12 protein-coding genes are annotated in these 14,683 nt (G+C 33.9%); 5 read left to right on the forward strand and 7 right to left on the reverse strand.

The genetic code is table 11. The features are described from left to right. Nucleotides 1–135: 135 nt before the first annotated feature. The gene (locus IRZ78_RS07740; protein ID WP_194615980.1) at nucleotides 136–513 is read right to left on the reverse strand and encodes a heavy metal-associated domain-containing protein; all 378 of its coding nucleotides are present in this window, start codon (nucleotides 511–513) and stop codon (nucleotides 136–138) included. A gap of 103 nt (nucleotides 514–616) precedes the next feature. Here IRZ78_RS07740 and IRZ78_RS07745 point away from each other — a divergent pair, with 103 nt between their 5' ends. Beyond that, the gene (locus tag IRZ78_RS07745) at nucleotides 617–1,483 is read left to right on the forward strand and encodes an EamA family transporter (protein WP_194615981.1); all 867 of its coding nucleotides are present in this window, start codon (nucleotides 617–619) and stop codon (nucleotides 1,481–1,483) included. A 184-nt stretch (nucleotides 1,484–1,667) separates the two neighbouring features. Here IRZ78_RS07745 and IRZ78_RS07750 read toward each other — a convergent pair whose 3' ends face one another. Next, complete coding sequence (locus IRZ78_RS07750; protein WP_194615982.1) at nucleotides 1,668–3,716, reverse strand: pitrilysin family protein; 2,049 nt, start codon at nucleotides 3,714–3,716, stop codon at nucleotides 1,668–1,670. 12 nt (nucleotides 3,717–3,728) lie between these two features. Further along, nucleotides 3,729–5,051 (reverse strand): pitrilysin family protein, encoded by a 1,323-nt coding sequence (locus IRZ78_RS07755; RefSeq protein WP_173969774.1) that lies wholly within the window; start codon nucleotides 5,049–5,051, stop codon nucleotides 3,729–3,731. Between the two features lie 273 nt (nucleotides 5,052–5,324). Between IRZ78_RS07755 and rplU the strand changes: the two genes are divergently transcribed. The 3 genes from rplU (at nucleotide 5,325) to IRZ78_RS07770 (ending at nucleotide 7,861) form a co-directional block, all read left to right on the forward strand. After that, nucleotides 5,325–5,768, forward strand: a complete 444-nt coding sequence (rplU, locus tag IRZ78_RS07760; protein ID WP_194615983.1) for a 50S ribosomal protein L21 — start codon at nucleotides 5,325–5,327, stop codon at nucleotides 5,766–5,768. Between the two features lie 24 nt (nucleotides 5,769–5,792). Then, nucleotides 5,793–6,053: a 50S ribosomal protein L27 gene (gene rpmA, locus IRZ78_RS07765; protein ID WP_017497241.1), complete on the forward strand. Its 261-nt coding sequence runs from the start codon at nucleotides 5,793–5,795 to the stop codon at nucleotides 6,051–6,053. Between the two features lie 524 nt (nucleotides 6,054–6,577). Further along, complete coding sequence (locus IRZ78_RS07770; RefSeq protein ID WP_228520403.1) at nucleotides 6,578–7,861, forward strand: hypothetical protein; 1,284 nt, start codon at nucleotides 6,578–6,580, stop codon at nucleotides 7,859–7,861. 237 nt (nucleotides 7,862–8,098) lie between these two features. On the opposite strand, the gene IRZ78_RS07775 is transcribed toward IRZ78_RS07770, so the two are convergent. Further along, a complete protein-coding gene (locus IRZ78_RS07775; protein ID WP_194615984.1) occupies nucleotides 8,099–10,861 on the reverse strand; it encodes an AsmA-like C-terminal region-containing protein in 2,763 nt (920 codons plus the stop codon). Nucleotides 10,862–10,901: 40 nt separating this feature from the next. Continuing rightward, nucleotides 10,902–11,483: a tRNA-(ms[2]io[6]A)-hydroxylase gene (locus IRZ78_RS07780; protein WP_065448101.1), complete on the reverse strand. Its 582-nt coding sequence runs from the start codon at nucleotides 11,481–11,483 to the stop codon at nucleotides 10,902–10,904. Nucleotides 11,484–11,597: 114 nt separating this feature from the next. Between IRZ78_RS07780 and IRZ78_RS07785 the strand changes: the two genes are divergently transcribed. Next, a complete protein-coding gene (locus tag IRZ78_RS07785) occupies nucleotides 11,598–12,842 on the forward strand; it encodes a glycosyltransferase (RefSeq protein WP_194615985.1) in 1,245 nt (414 codons plus the stop codon). Here the strand turns inward: IRZ78_RS07785 and IRZ78_RS07790 are convergent. Beyond that, entirely contained in the window at nucleotides 12,839–13,717 is an 879-nt protein-coding gene (locus tag IRZ78_RS07790) for a helix-turn-helix domain-containing protein (RefSeq protein WP_194615986.1), read from the reverse strand. The two genes, IRZ78_RS07785 and IRZ78_RS07790, sit on opposite strands and share 4 nt — an antisense overlap. Nucleotides 13,718–13,797: 80 nt before the next feature. Beyond that, nucleotides 13,798–14,349, reverse strand: a complete 552-nt coding sequence (locus IRZ78_RS07795; RefSeq protein ID WP_194615987.1) for a carboxymuconolactone decarboxylase family protein — start codon at nucleotides 14,347–14,349, stop codon at nucleotides 13,798–13,800. Between the last annotated feature and the right edge of the window lie 334 nt (nucleotides 14,350–14,683).

Raw genomic sequence — 14,683 nt, forward strand, 5'->3', positions numbered from 1 at the left:
GTTTTATAAACGCCCTTTTTTTATGTCTTGAAATTAATATCACTTTAAGAAAAATGCCAAATCGAAATACCGATTGCTATTGGAATTTGGAATTTTAAAATATTGGATTTTTTTTAAATATTGGAATTTAATTTTTTAAGATTTGGTATTCAGAACTTTATAGGTTTTTCCGTCTCCGGTTGCCTCAACTACTTTTGTGAAGCTGTCTTGATTTTGAACTGTTTTGTCAAATACAACAGTAGCTGTTTTTTTATCGAAATCTACTGTAGCTTTTTCAACACCGTCTAAATTAGATAATTCTTTTTCGATTGTTTTGGCACATCCCATAGCGCAAGTCATTCCTTCTATTTCGAAACTTGCCGTTTGTACATTTTCAGCAGCAATTGCTTTGTGTTCTTTTACAGCTGTGTTTAAGGGTTTTATATTGGCAAGGTTTTTATCTTCTTCTTTTTTGCAGCTTACTAATACTAAACTCGCGATGGCGAAAGCGGCTATGATCTTTGTAAATTTCATTATATATGATTTTTAAATTGATAAGTTGTATTCCTTGCAAAATTAGTAAAAAGGAAGAGGTCAGTTCATAAATTTATTACAAATTTGCATCAAAATGGTATTTATGGATGCAAAGCAATTAAAGTGGGCTTATTTATTTGTTCTTTCGCTTATTTGGGGAAGTTCTTTTATTTTAATAAAAAGAGGCCTCGTTGGTTTAACGGCGATTCAGGTAGGTTCATTCCGAATTATTTTTGCGGCCCTGTTTTTACTGATTTTTGGGTTTAATAGTCTAAAGAAAATTTCGCGCCGCCAATGGAAATTTGTAGCCATAACTTCTGTTTTCGGAACTTTTACTCCCGCTTTTCTTTTTGCAATTGCCGAAACCCAGGTCGATAGTTCGATAGTGGCTATTTTAAATTCGCTTACACCTTTAAATACTTTAGTTCTGGGAATAATTGCTTTTGGAATCCAGTTTCAAAAACGACAGGTTCTTGGTGTTTTTGTGGGTTTAATAGGTTGTTTGTTATTGGTTTTAAGCGGAGCCTCAGCTCATCCCGGGCAAAATTATTATTATGTAGTTTTGGTTGTTATTGCAACGCTTTGTTATGCCATCAATGTCAATCTCATCAAGAAATATTTATCAGATCTGAATTCGGTAAGTATTACAACAGGAAACTTTGCTGTTTTGCTTCTGCCGGCTTTGATCATTTTGAGTTTTACAGATATTACACAAAGAATAAATATCGATGTCACCCAGCATTCTATTCTTTTTGTAATGATTCTGGGAGTTCTGGGAACCGGAATCGCAAATGTTGTATTTTTTAAATTGATACAAATGTCTTCGCCCGTATTTGCAACATCAGTAACCTATTTAATCCCAATAGTCGCTTTCTTTTGGGGATTATTAGATAACGAAATGCTAACGCCAATTCAGTTTTTTGGAGCATTTATTATTTTAATCGGAGTGTATTTATCGGCTAAGAAGTAGCTTTTAATTGTGAGATGTTTTTTTTTTTTTTTTTTTGAAATGTAATTGATTCAGAGTGACAAAATAGAGCGTAAAAAAAAGCTTTGTCAAAGTTTAAAACTTTGACAAAGCCTCTAAGAATCTTAGTAACTCAGTCCCGAAGCTTCGGGATTGCGCCTCTGAGCCTCTGTACCTTTGAACCTTCCTAAAGAAAATCTTTCTCAGAAACCCCTTCGTTGATTTTGATCTCAGACATTTTAATATCCAATTCAAAACCTACATTCTGAACCAGATTAAAAGGAACTTTAATACCTTTTACTTCTCTGTAATCGTTGAAGTTTGTGATTTGAGAAGATGATTTTCCGTCTTGTTCGCGAACTTTGCCTTTTGCTGTTTTTAAACCTGATTTTACATCGTAGTAATACGTTGTTTTACCATCTTTTATTACATAAGCATCGCTGCCGTTTATCGGTTCGATTCCTTCTACTTTTAAGTCTGTTCTTTTTTGTAATTGTAATTCCTCAAAAGGAGCAGCGCTGGCTTTCATGTCGGCAAGATCTGCGCCTTCAAGATTTTTGCGTTGACCTTGTTGCTCGATATAAGCACCTTTTTCGTTTACAACCTGTTTCATTAAATTCATAGTTCCCATGGCAAGCGAAACCATCATTTTTCCTTTCGAATCTAATTTAGAAGTAAAAGTTAAAGGTCCCGGCGCCTGAGGAACCGTTGTTGTTCCTGTCATAGCTAAAGTTTTTACAGCAGCAACTGCTTTTTCGCCACCAATTGCTTTCAGGTAATTTTCGAAAACTGTTTTGGCAGTAATTCCTGCCGGAGCTTCTTTTTTGGTCGCAGGTTTTTCAACAGGATTTCCGTATTTATCAAAGTAGAAAATCGGAATTTGAAGTTTTTCTAAACCAGTAATTACATCAGAACCTTTTCCTGCAATTACAATTCGCATATTATCTAATAGGAAATATTTGTTGGCTACACGGTAAATATCGTCAGCTGTAACATTATTGACAGTCTGGATGTATTTTTCATAAAAATCAGCTGGAAGATTTTCTGTTTCAATGTTTAAAGCATATCTGGCAACAGTTTGTGGTTTTTCGACCTGCATTACAAAGCGGCCAATGTATCCTGCTTTTACATTTCTCAAAACTTCCTGAGGAACTCTTTCGGTTCTGATTCTTTTAATTTCTTTTATAAACTGAACTACAGCACTATCCGTAACCGTATTTCGTACAGCAGATGATGCCTTGAATTTAGTAACATATTTTCCTGCTCCAATACTTGAACTTGCGCCATAAGTCCAAGCGTGCTCCTCACGTAAATTCATGTTCAGGTAACTATTAAAATCTCCACCTAAAATTTGATTGGCAATTACGGCCGGGAAAAAATCAGGATCACTCATTTTTAAATTCACGGTATTTACCAATGAAATTTCAGATTGTACCGCATTAGGAACGTCTACAAAATCAATTTGAAGTTGAGAAACATTCTCAGGATTAGGGTAAGTGTTTTTTGGAGCTGCTTGTTTTTTCCATCCGCCAAAAAGTTTTTCTACTGCTGCTTTTGTTTCTTTAAATTTAACATCACCAATGATTACCAAATAAGCATTTTCAGGAACAAAATAAGTCGAATAATTTGCCTGAACATCTGCAAGTGTTACGTTTTTTACCGTTTCTTCTGAAAGGAATTCTCCCGAAGGATGATTTTTTCCAAAAGCTAAAACATCAACAACTCTTGTTGCGATTGCCGGAACGCTTTTTTCATCGGCTTTAAGCCCTTCGATTAATTTTGCTTTTTCTTTATCAAATTCAGTTTGAGTAAAATTCGGTTGTAAAGCACCTTCTGCCAAAAGTTCCAGAACGCGTCCTGAATATTTAGAAAGAGAACTTGCATAAGCGCCTGTTGAAGAAAAGTTAATACTTGCTCCGTAAAAATCAATTTCTTCGTTAAAAGCCTCTTTGGTTGTTTTTTGAGTTCCGTTACCAATCAGGCTGCTGGTTAATTCATCAACACCTTTTTTGTTCCCTTCTGTAAAAGGAGCATTATTCAGGGTTAAATTAAAACTTACTCGTGGTAGTTTATGATTTTCAACTACTAAAACTTTCATACCGTTTGCCAAAACAAAAGTTTGTGGTTTTTTGATATTGACTACTGGAGAAGGGCCTGGTTTTGGTTGTGGACGATTTTGTGCTTGCATAATTCCAGTCAGGAATAAAAGAATTAAAAATGTATGTATTTTTTTCATGATTCGATAAGCTTAGTTTTGAACTTTAGTTGAAGGAACGTAGTCTAAAATTAAACGCTGGTTAGGGTTTAAGTACTTTTTAGCCACTTCTCTAATTTCTTCTCTGGTAATAGAGTGGTAAATATCAATCTCAGTATTGATTAAATTTACATCTCCGTAAAGCAGGTAGTAAGAAGCCAGATTTTCAGCAATTCCTTCTACGCTTGCATTGGCGTTCACAAAATTATTATCGAATTTATTCTGTAATTTTTCATAATCTTTTTCAGAAATCAGGTCGGTTTGAATTTTTACAATTTCCTCATCCATTTCTTTTAAGATATCAGCTGTTGTATTGGGAGCCATTGGTAAACCATATAAAATGTACATTCCGTAATCTTCCTGACTAAAACCAACAGCGCCAATTTGAAGTGCCATCTTTTTGTCGTCAACTATTTTTTTGTACAATTTTGAGCTTTTTCCGTCACTTAAATAAGAAGAGATTAAATCTAAAACTCTTGCGTCTCTGGTTTTCATCGAAGGTGTTCTGTAAGAAGCAACAATCATCGGGATCTGAATATTCGGATCTTCATACGTAGCTTTTATAGTCTGATTGATTGGTTCTTCGACAAAAGTTTGTTTTTTTACTTCTTCGCCTCTAGGGATTGGAGCAAAGTATTTCTGGATCCATTCTTTGGTTTTTGCTTTGTCAAAATCTCCTGCCACAACTAAAACGGCATTGTTTGGCGTATAGAATTTTTTATTAAAAGCCTGAAATTCTTCGAGCGTTGCAGCATCCAGATCTTTCATTGAGCCAATAGTTGTCCAGCGATACGGATGGTTTTTGAACATGTTTTTCTTAACCTCCGGAAGTATGTTTCCGTACGGCTGATTGTCGTAACGCATTCTTTTTTCTTCTTTTACGACTTCATTTTGTGTTTCAACACCAATCTTGTTGATGATTGGGTGCATCAATCTTTCAGATTCCATCCATAAACCAAGTTCTAAACTGTTTGATGGGAAAACTTCGTAGTAATACGTTCTGTCGTCAGAAGTATTGGCGTTGTTTACTCCGCCATTCGCAGTCACGATTTTCATCCATTCGCCGCGTTTTATATTTTGTGTTCCTTCAAATAATAAATGCTCAAAGAAATGCGCAAAACCAGTTCGGTCCGGACGCTCGTCTTTTGATCCTACATGGTACATTACCGAGGTGATTACAACGGGAGCCGACGGATCGTTGTGCAAAATAACGTGCATGCCGTTATCTAAATTGTATTCTTCAAAAGCTACCTTTTGAGCATGAGCCACTCCGCCGAGCATTAGTGCTGCACTTAACATCATTATTGATTTTTTCATAAAGATTAATAATTTTTATTTACCTATATATGTAGGTAGCCAAGAGTTGATTATCGTTACATCAAAATTAACTTTTTTTAATTATCAATTAAGGGTTAGTGTTTGTTTTGGTGATACTTTAACAGTATTATACGGCTAAATGTTTCTTTTTATGGCATGAAACGCCTTGAAAAACAGACTTTAAAATGAAATAAATATTTTTAGAATAAGAGATTGCACAGTAAATTATTAATTGTATATTTGCAACCTTAAAAATCAATAAATCAATTTGGTATGTATGCAATCGTAGAGATAGCAGGGCAACAATTTAAAGTAAGCAAAGACTTAAAGGTTTATGTTAACCGTTTGTCTAATGAAGAAGGTTCAAGTGTTTCATTTGACAAAGTTCTTTTATTAGATGATAACGGAAACGTAACTTTAGGCGCCCCAGCTATAGAAGGTGCTTCAGTAGAAGCTAAAGTGTTACAACACTTAAAAGGAGATAAAGTAATCGTTTTCAAAAAGAAAAGAAGAAAAGGTTACAAAAAGAGAAATGGTCACAGACAATATCTTACTCAAATTGTAATTGAAGGTATTACTGCAGCAGGTGGAACTAAAAAAGCAGCAGCTAAAAAAGCGGTTGTAGCAGAAGATGCTCCGGCAACTGAAGTTGAAGCAGCTCCAAAAGCAAAAAAAGCAGCAGCTCCAAAAGCAAAAAAAGAAGCTACTAAAGAATAATAACAATATTTAAACTCATACGTCATGGCTCACAAGAAAGGTGTCGGTAGTTCGAAGAATGGTAGAGAATCAGAATCAAAACGTTTAGGCGTAAAGATTTTTGGTGGACAAGCTGCTATTGCTGGGAACATCATCGTTAGACAAAGAGGTTCAAAACATAATCCAGGTGAAAACGTTTACATCAGTAAAGATCACACACTACACGCAAGAGTAGCTGGAGTTGTTAAGTTCCAAAAGAAAAAAGATAACAAATCTTATGTATCTATCCTTCCATTCGAAGCATAATCATTAGATTACTTATTACAAAACCCGTTCTGAAAAGAGCGGGTTTTTTTGTTTTTATGACTTTACCATATAAGTTATATAAGATAATTTAAGTTTGCTGTGTTTTGTTATTTGTTTAAAGTAGGAGTAATTGTGCTTGTTTTGGTCTAATTCAAAAACCTATGGAGAGCGAAAAAAAATTTACCGCAAATAACGCTAAGTTTTTTTACTTTTCTCTTTTATAAAAGAGTCAAAGTTCGCAAAGCTTTGTATTGACTTAGCTTTGCGAACTTTGTACTTTTTAGAAGTATTCTTAAGTAAAAAATCTTTGTGCTCTTTGCTGTAAAAAATAAGTGCTGAGTTTAGTTTTTATGTTCGTCACAACATTTTAGGATTGGTATCTTGTTTTTGTCATTTTAACCGAAAGTAGAAATCAGTTTCCTTTTTTGAAATATACATAAGTGTTATTGGAATTTGGAATTTTAAATTTTAATTTTTTCCGCGGTATTATTTGTATTTTTGATTGAACTAATACGTTATAAGCCTTGAAAAAAATAGTTTTCCTTATATTTCTTTTCTGTATAAGTCTGTTTGCAAAAGAAATTCATCCTGCTTACGAAATTGTTTTCTTAAATGATTCTCAAAAAAAGATTTTATACGAATTTGCGGTGCTGCAAAAAAGCGATTCTAATGCTGATTTATATTGGCAGCAACATAAGAATCAGTTTTCGGTTATTAATGATAGCGTAAGAAATCGACTCGCAAATGAAATTTATGCTAATTCGCAAGTAATTTATATTCCTGTAAAAGATTCTGCAGTTCAGTTATGGATGCAAACGCAATCGCTAACCAATTGGATGTTGTATTTGGCGGCATTTATTGCAATATGCGCGATAGTGGGTTTATTACGCAATTATTGGGACAGGCTTATAGATATCCTGATAAAACAATTCGCACCATTGTTCAGGCTTTTATTCTCTGCAATTTTGTTAACCTACGAATTATTGCTGCTTGGAATCGTTTGTATCGTTGGCGGATGTTATATAGAAGAAATGACCTTGCGCACTGTAGTAATTCATATAGGTTTGTTTTTATTATGGAGTCAGTCAACAGCTATTTTTACACGGAAATACTTAGTTAAGAAATATGTTTTTGAAATAAGAAATACGTTCTGGGGAAGTAATAAGTGGGAAATAGTAAAAACAATTTGTCTTCCCGCAATTATTGTGACTATGGCTCTTTTGTATTTGTTGTATAAAATTCCAGGTGATGTATTATACAATTATGAAATTGTTGTAGCTGCTATGGCGGTAATTTGTGCTTTGCCTGTTTGGCGTACTTTTGATAAGTATATTTATCCAATTCTTATTCCGTATAAAGATACTTCTATCGAAAGAACTATTTTTACCCTTGCGGCTTGTGTTGTTTTGGCCTTGATTATTGATGGCTTTTTTATCGTACAGCATAACCCGCTTTTCTCGTATATTATTATTGCCTTGACAGGTTTACTTATTATATCATTTTTGATTATATCTCTCAAAGAAAATTTCAAACGCAATTACAAGAATTACTATTACTTGCAATTTATTACAATTCTTTTTCTGGTATCGACTTTAGTTTATAGCTTTCAGATTCGTTCCGGAGAACTTATTTGGGCATCCTTAATAGGAACCAGTATTTATATTGTGATCAAATATTGGGAGATTCCAACTTTCTGTATTAACTGGAAAAGAAACAGAACTTCTGCCTGGGGATTTTTAGGAATGGCAGTTTTGTTGTGGGTATTAGCGAAAGGAATTTTGTATGTTTCTGGAATGTTGTATGTGTAGTTTAAGATATTTTCTATTTATGATAAAGTTTTTTTTAGTTGTAAACTTACCAAACCTAGCCCGTGGTTGAAACCACGGGCTAGGTTTTAAGATAGGAATTAAATTAGGTTGCAACGTTGTTATTTATGAAATGACAAAAATCCACATACCAACCTTAAAATTAGGCTTTCATAAAAGTTCCTTGTGCTCTTGGTTTTAAACTTTGACAAAGGCAGATATCAATAAATTGGAATTTTATTATTCAGTATCCTTAGTCTCTTCCAAATCCTCAGTTTTTCTTCCTAATTTTACTTTAGGACTATTTTGTGTTCCGGTAACCGTTAGCGGAATTCCGAATATGCCAAGAGGAGGTAAGCCTAAACGCATTTTTAAGTTCAGTTTTCCGTCGAGACTTGTTGTGCCTTCGATTCTTGGTCTAAAGCCTGCAAACTTAAATTTAAAGCGCTCTACGGTCATGATGTTGTTCTTGATCGTGGTTTTAATGTCGACCTTAGAAAGATCAGGATTTTGCATGGATTCAGAACTTGTTGCTTTGCTTACGGCGTTAAACATTTTCAATCCTCGCACTTTTACATCTTTTACAGAAAGTGTTCCGCCACCCGCAAGTGATGGATATACTGGATCCATATTGCCGTTTAAACGGCCTTTTAATTGATAATCAACCGAAACGATTCCTTGTGCTTTTTCAGCAGCGCTGGCCATTTTTCTGAAAACTTCAATTTCGTTGTATGCTTTTTTAATATCAAAATCAGACGCTTTAATAGTAAAATCAAAATTTGCTTTTTTAGTCGTAACAGCCTGATAATTGGCATTCATGGCAACATTACAGCCAATTAAATTAAAACCGGTATTCTGCATGCTTAATTTCCCTTTTTTCATGCTTAAATTTCCAACCGCATTTTGAAGATTTAATTTATCAAAATTCACTTTTTGGGCATTAGCGGTGAAATTCAAATTCAAATTAGTCGGAATCATAATCACTCCAGTTTGTTTTGCTTCAGTCTGAGTAGGAGCTGGAGTTTCGGTTTTTGTTTGCGTTACCGATGTATTTGCCGAAGTACTCGACATAAATTCATCCACATTAATGTATCGTGATGTGGCATTAAAAGAACCTTTTAAAACACCTGTATTTGTGGTTGCGTAATTAAAAACGTTTTGCAGATATCCGTTCATCTTAAAATCAGACTGACCGTAAGCAGCCAGAAAGTTGTTAAAATACATTTTATCCTGATTGATTTTAAAAACACCTTCTTTGATAATAAATTTCTTTGGCAAATATTCTGATGTAATGCCAATATTTCTAAGCTCAAGCGTTCCTTTGTTATGAAGCTTGCTGTATTTTCCTTTTTCGGCATCGCTTTGTTTGCCTTTCAAAACCAAATCAGCTTTTACAAAACCATCTAAATCAAGTCCTTTTTGAGAGAAAACTTTATAGATTTTATTCACGTCAAGTTCTCCCTTGGCTTTTATGTCGTAAGTCAAATCGTTGAAATTGCTCAAATCTGCTTCTACAAAAACAGGTTTCCCTTCAAAAGTAAACTGAGTAGGTTTTAAACTCACTTTCAAATCATCAAAAGTTCCTTTTTGATTGTTGATTTTAGATTTGATGGTAATATTGGTGATAGGATTTGGGTAATAAGGTGTTTTTAAATACCCGTTTTCTAAATCGATAACACCATTAGTAACCGGAAAAAGTTTGTTTTTAAGATCAAATTTTCCGTTTGCTTTTACATCACCCGCCAAATTTCCTTTTAAAACAATATCAGGAATTCCAAGAGCTGTAATTAATTTTTCAAGATCAATTTTGGCTTTAAAGTCAGCATCGATATTTGGAGTATTAATGCCTTCAACATAAAATTTAGATTTTAAGTAATCCTTGTTGATGTTCAGGGATAAGTTTTTAGCATCAACAATAGCAAGATCCGGATTCAGCGACGGAACTTTTGTTTTTACTTCTAAGTTTAAGTTAGAAACCGGAAAAGCACTTTTGTTATAATTTACAAAACCGTTGTCTATTTTTACATCTAAATTAAGGTCCGGAGCAATATTTTGCGAGGCAATATAATTTCCTTTTAAGGTAAAAAGTAAGTTTGTTTTTCCTTTTAATTCGGTTTTAGAAAGCCAGGTAATATATTTTGGAGGGAAAGCAGTAAATACATCGTACAGGTCGCTATTGTCAGATTTAATCACAAAATCGATGTTGTAACCATCTTTCAGGAAGTCAAATTTTCCTTTAAAATCGACCAAGAGCTGATTGATTTTAAGGTTGTTTTGTTGAAAGAAAAAAGATAACGAATTCACATTTACTTTTGTGATCAGGTCGGCATCGATTTTTTTATTCATTAAATACGGTTCACCTTCATAAACAATATTCAGTTTTTCAATTTTGGCTTTCGAATACAAGTCAAAAACAGCCTTGTTTAAATCGCCTTTTCCTAAATAATTAAAACCAAAAGCATCAAAATGAACTTTAGTCGACTGATCGTCGTAAATAATTTTACTGTTCAGGATCTCAATTTTCTCCAGTTTTAGCGATGCATCAGCATCAGTACTGTCTTTTGGATCTGACGGACTTGATGATTTGTAAACATTGTAATTGGCTTCTCCTTTTGGATTCACTTTTACATTAATAAACGAATCAGATAAATAAATCTGGTCAATTTTTACCTCTTTACTAAATACTAAACTGGCTACATTTATTCCAAAAGAAACCTCTTTTGCGGTAATGAATTTTTCGCTTTTATACGGAGCTGATCCGTTAAGGCTTAAATCATTTAAGGTTAAAGTTAACGAAGGAAAATGATGAAAAAACGAAACCGAGACATCAGAATAATTCAATTCTGCGCTCAGTTTTTCGTTAGCAGTTTTTTTAATTTGCTCCTTAATTTTGTCAGCAAAAATAATAGGGGTCAGAAACAGTAATCCTATAATAACGACAAACGTTATTCCAAGATATTTGGCTATTTTTAATAAAATAGATTTCGTTTTATTTGCAGACATAACAAATTGTGGTATTTATAGGTAAGGTTTAAATTGAATTTTATCCGTGAACAGTTTCTTTTTTACCATAATTGGTGATGATAGAACCTTCGTATTCAATCCATTCTTTCCAGCGTTTATCTATATCTATATTGTCAGTATATTTTCGTGCAAATCCTAAAAAAGTAGTGTAATGACCCGCTTCAGAAATCATTAAATCACGGTAAAATTTAGCTAATTCTTCGTCTTTTATATTTTCAGAAAGTACCTTAAAACGTTCGCAGCTTCTCGCTTCGATCATGGCTGAAAACAATAAACGATCACAAAGAGCATCTTTACGGCTTCCGTCTTTTTTCATGAATTTAAAAAGTTCATTTACATAATGATCTTTTCTTTCGCGGCCCAAGGTCAAACCTCTTTTTTTGATGATATCGTGTACCATTTGCAAATGCTCTAATTCTTCTCTCGCAATTACAAGCATTTCCGTAACTAATTCTTCTAGTTCAGAATTGTAAGTAACTAAACTAATGGCGTTTGAAGCTGCTTTTTGTTCGCACCAAGCGTGATCTGTTAATATTTCTTCGATATTCGACTCAACAATATTTACCCAACGAGGGTCTGTTGCTAATTTTAATCCTAACATAATTTCCCGGCATTTTAGTTCTTGCAAAATTAGTGTTTTTTATTACTAAAAATCAGGAAATATTGTATGATTGCGCTCAAAAAAGCATTATTTTGTAGCTTGAAATAATTTGTAATGAATCACATAAAAAAACTTTTAATTATTGGCTTTGTTTGGCCTGAACCAAATTCGTCTGCAGCAGGTGGAAGGATGATGCAGTTGATTTCTATTTTTAAGCAAAATGGATTTGAAATTACATTTGCAAGCCCGGCTTTAGACAGCGATTTTATGGTCGATTTGTCTGAATTTGATGTGAAGAAAGTGTCAATTAAACTCAATAATTCCAGTTTTGATGATTTCATTATCGAATTGAATCCTGATGTTGTTTTGTTTGATCGTTTTATGATCGAAGAGCAATTTGGATGGCGCGTATCTGAAAATTGCCCAAAAGCGATTCGTTTATTAGATACCGAAGATTTGCATTGTTTGAGAACGGCAAGGCAAAAAGCGTTTAAAGAAAATAGAGTTTGTGAGCTTCATGATTTATTGTCTGAAGAAGTAGCGAAGCGCGAAATTGCCAGTATTTTAAGATGTGATTTGTCTTTTATTATTTCTGAATTTGAAATGAAAATCTTAAAAGATGTTTTTAAAATCGATTCAGGTTTATTGTATTATTTGCCGTTTTTGGTATACGAAATGTCTGAATTGGATTTATTGAAATTGCCTTTGTTTGAAGAGCGTAAAAATTTTGTTTTCATCGGGAATTTTCTTCATGAACCCAATTGGAATACAGTTCAGTATTTAAAAGAAACCATTTGGCCTTTAATAAAAAAGCAATTTCCAGAAGCTGTTTTAGAAGTTTACGGTGCTTATCCTTCCCAAAAAGTGCTGCAGTTGCATCAGTCTAAAAATGGTTTTTTTATTATGGGAAGAGCCGCAGACGCTAATGAAATTGTTAAAAAAACGCGGGTTGTTCTGGCGCCAATTCGGTTTGGAGCAGGATTAAAAGGGAAATTATTAGAAGCCATGCAATGCGGAACGCCAAGTGTAACCACAACAATTGGTTCTGAAGCCATGCACGCCAATTTATCATGGAATGGTTTTATTACAGATGATGCTGAATTGTTTGCAAAAAAGGCGGTCGAATTGTATCACGACGAAAATCTTTGGATACAAGCTCAAAAAAATGGAGTTGCTATCGTCAACGAATGCTATCAATTGAGTAAATATTCTACGGCATTAATAGCAGCAATCAATTCATTATTAAATGATTCTGAAAGTCATCGTTTACATAATTTTATGGGAAGTCTGTTGCAGCATCATGCTTATAGAAGTACAATGTATATGTCAAAATGGATCGAGGCTAAAAATAAAAATTAGTCTGTCATTTTTCCAAATCCTACAGTTTCACGATACAATTGTGGCGAAACATCGGCATTGGTTTTAAAGAAGCGGCTAAAATAATGTTCGTCGTCATAACCCAATTCATAAGCGATTTCTTTTACCGTTTTGTTGGTCATGTACAATTCTCTTTTCGCTTCGATTATAATTCTTTCGGCAATTAAGTCTGTCAGGGTTTTGTTGAAGTAATTTTTCGATAATTTGGCTAAGGCTTTCGCCGAAATATTCAGCATTTCTGCATAATGTCCCGCTGAATGTTTGATCTTGAAATTCAGTTCGATAGCATCTTTCAGATTTTGAAGAATGAAAGGTTCTTTAGAATCCGGAACCGATTTCATCTCTTCTAATTGTTGGTTTTTGAGCCTCGAAGCCGTGATTAAAAATATTTTTAAGTACGAAATCAATAATTCATATTGTGCCAGTTCTGAATTTTGCATTTCAATTTTCATCTGCTCCAGAACCATTTTAAAAGTCGAGGCCGCTTCTTCTGTAATTATGGTAAAAGGCGGCTGATAAACATTGTTAAACAAAACACCATTGCACGAAACTTCTTTTTGGTGGTAATGAATGCAGTAAAAATCAGGATGAAAATGTATTGCAATTCCTTCAATGGGTTCGCTTACGCAAAGCATAAAAGGTTGATACGGTGAAAAGGCGAGGAGCGAGTTTTCTTCAAACTGATGCTCGGCAAAATCAGCTTTTACTTTGCCTTTTCCTTTGGTAACCCAAATCAGGGAAAAATAATTATTGCGTTGCAAATGATCAAAATGGCTATTGTCATCAAACGGAAGCAGCTTAAAAGCAAGGTTCCCGGTTTGCGGATTGATTAAAGTAAAAACACTTTGATTGCTCATAATTCTATGTTTTTTAAAATATAAAGATAGTCATGAAATAAATTCACAACTATCTTTATAAACTGTTTTTGTTTGAAAAATTAGTTTTGTAATGCTAAATCAGGAACTGCCGGAAAATCAATTTCTGTATTGGCAGTATTGTTAAAATAGTTGGTTAAAACATTTAATGCAACATGTGCTACAGTTTCTGCAAGTTCAGCGTCTGAAACTCCTGCATTTTTAATTGCATTTACATCCTGATCGTTTACCAGACCATTTTTACTAATTAATGTTTTAGCAAATTGAAGGATCGCTTCAGTTTTTGCATCAGTAGAATTTCCTGTTCTTGCGTCGTGTAAAACTTGTGCATCAGTTTTTAATAATTTTCCGCCAATAAAAGTGTGGGCAGCTACACAATACTCACATGAATTGCTTTCTGAAACTGTTAGAGCGATTAGTTCTCCGGTTTTTGAACTTAGTTTTCCGTGGCTCAATGCACCGCTTAAATTTAAATATCCTTCAAGAACCGCCGGAGAATTTCCCATTGTTCTCATCATGTTAGGAACAACTCCTAATTTAGCTTGTACAGCGTCGAATAAATCTTTAGTTTTTCCTGTTACTTCTTCTGGGTTTAATGCTGTTAATCGTGTCATTTTATTTAATTTTTTATGTTAATTATTAATTGTTGTCTTTTGACATTACAAAGGTGCGACGATTACAGATTGTAGAACATGGAGGATTTACGCTATGTGATGGACAATTTTCCCTGAGGTTATTTTTTGAATAGAAGAGTATCCCGATTGTAATTTATCCCGTAGCGATTACATATTGGTAGAAATTATCAAGTATTATAGCCATTTGTCCCGTTAGGGACTACTTATTATTGCGTATTGGTGTAGTTCCTAACGGGACAAATGAACAAAATGAATATTTTTTTCTACCAATATGTAATCCCTACTGGATAAAAAAAATCCCCGATTACAAGAT

Origin of the sequence: Flavobacterium sp. CSZ (assembly GCF_015350725.1) — a bacterium.
Taxonomy (GTDB): Bacteria; Bacteroidota; Bacteroidia; order Flavobacteriales; family Flavobacteriaceae; genus Flavobacterium.

Coding starts and splice junctions, on each gene's coding strand:
- IRZ78_RS07755 (WP_173969774.1), bottom strand. CDS start 5,051: ATGAAAAAATCAATAATGATGTTAAGTGCAGCACTAATGCTCGGCGGA.
- IRZ78_RS07785 (WP_194615985.1), top strand. CDS start 11,598: ATGAATCACATAAAAAAACTTTTAATTATTGGCTTTGTTTGGCCTGAA.
- rplU (WP_194615983.1), top strand. CDS start 5,325: ATGTATGCAATCGTAGAGATAGCAGGGCAACAATTTAAAGTAAGCAAA.
- IRZ78_RS07775 (WP_194615984.1), bottom strand. CDS start 10,861: ATGTCTGCAAATAAAACGAAATCTATTTTATTAAAAATAGCCAAATAT.
- IRZ78_RS07740 (WP_194615980.1), bottom strand. CDS start 513: ATGAAATTTACAAAGATCATAGCCGCTTTCGCCATCGCGAGTTTAGTA.
- IRZ78_RS07750 (WP_194615982.1), bottom strand. CDS start 3,716: ATGAAAAAAATACATACATTTTTAATTCTTTTATTCCTGACTGGAATT.
- IRZ78_RS07790 (WP_194615986.1), bottom strand. CDS start 13,717: ATGAGCAATCAAAGTGTTTTTACTTTAATCAATCCGCAAACCGGGAAC.
- rpmA (WP_017497241.1), top strand. CDS start 5,793: ATGGCTCACAAGAAAGGTGTCGGTAGTTCGAAGAATGGTAGAGAATCA.
- IRZ78_RS07745 (WP_194615981.1), top strand. CDS start 617: ATGGATGCAAAGCAATTAAAGTGGGCTTATTTATTTGTTCTTTCGCTT.
- IRZ78_RS07795 (WP_194615987.1), bottom strand. CDS start 14,349: ATGACACGATTAACAGCATTAAACCCAGAAGAAGTAACAGGAAAAACT.
- IRZ78_RS07780 (WP_065448101.1), bottom strand. CDS start 11,483: ATGTTAGGATTAAAATTAGCAACAGACCCTCGTTGGGTAAATATTGTT.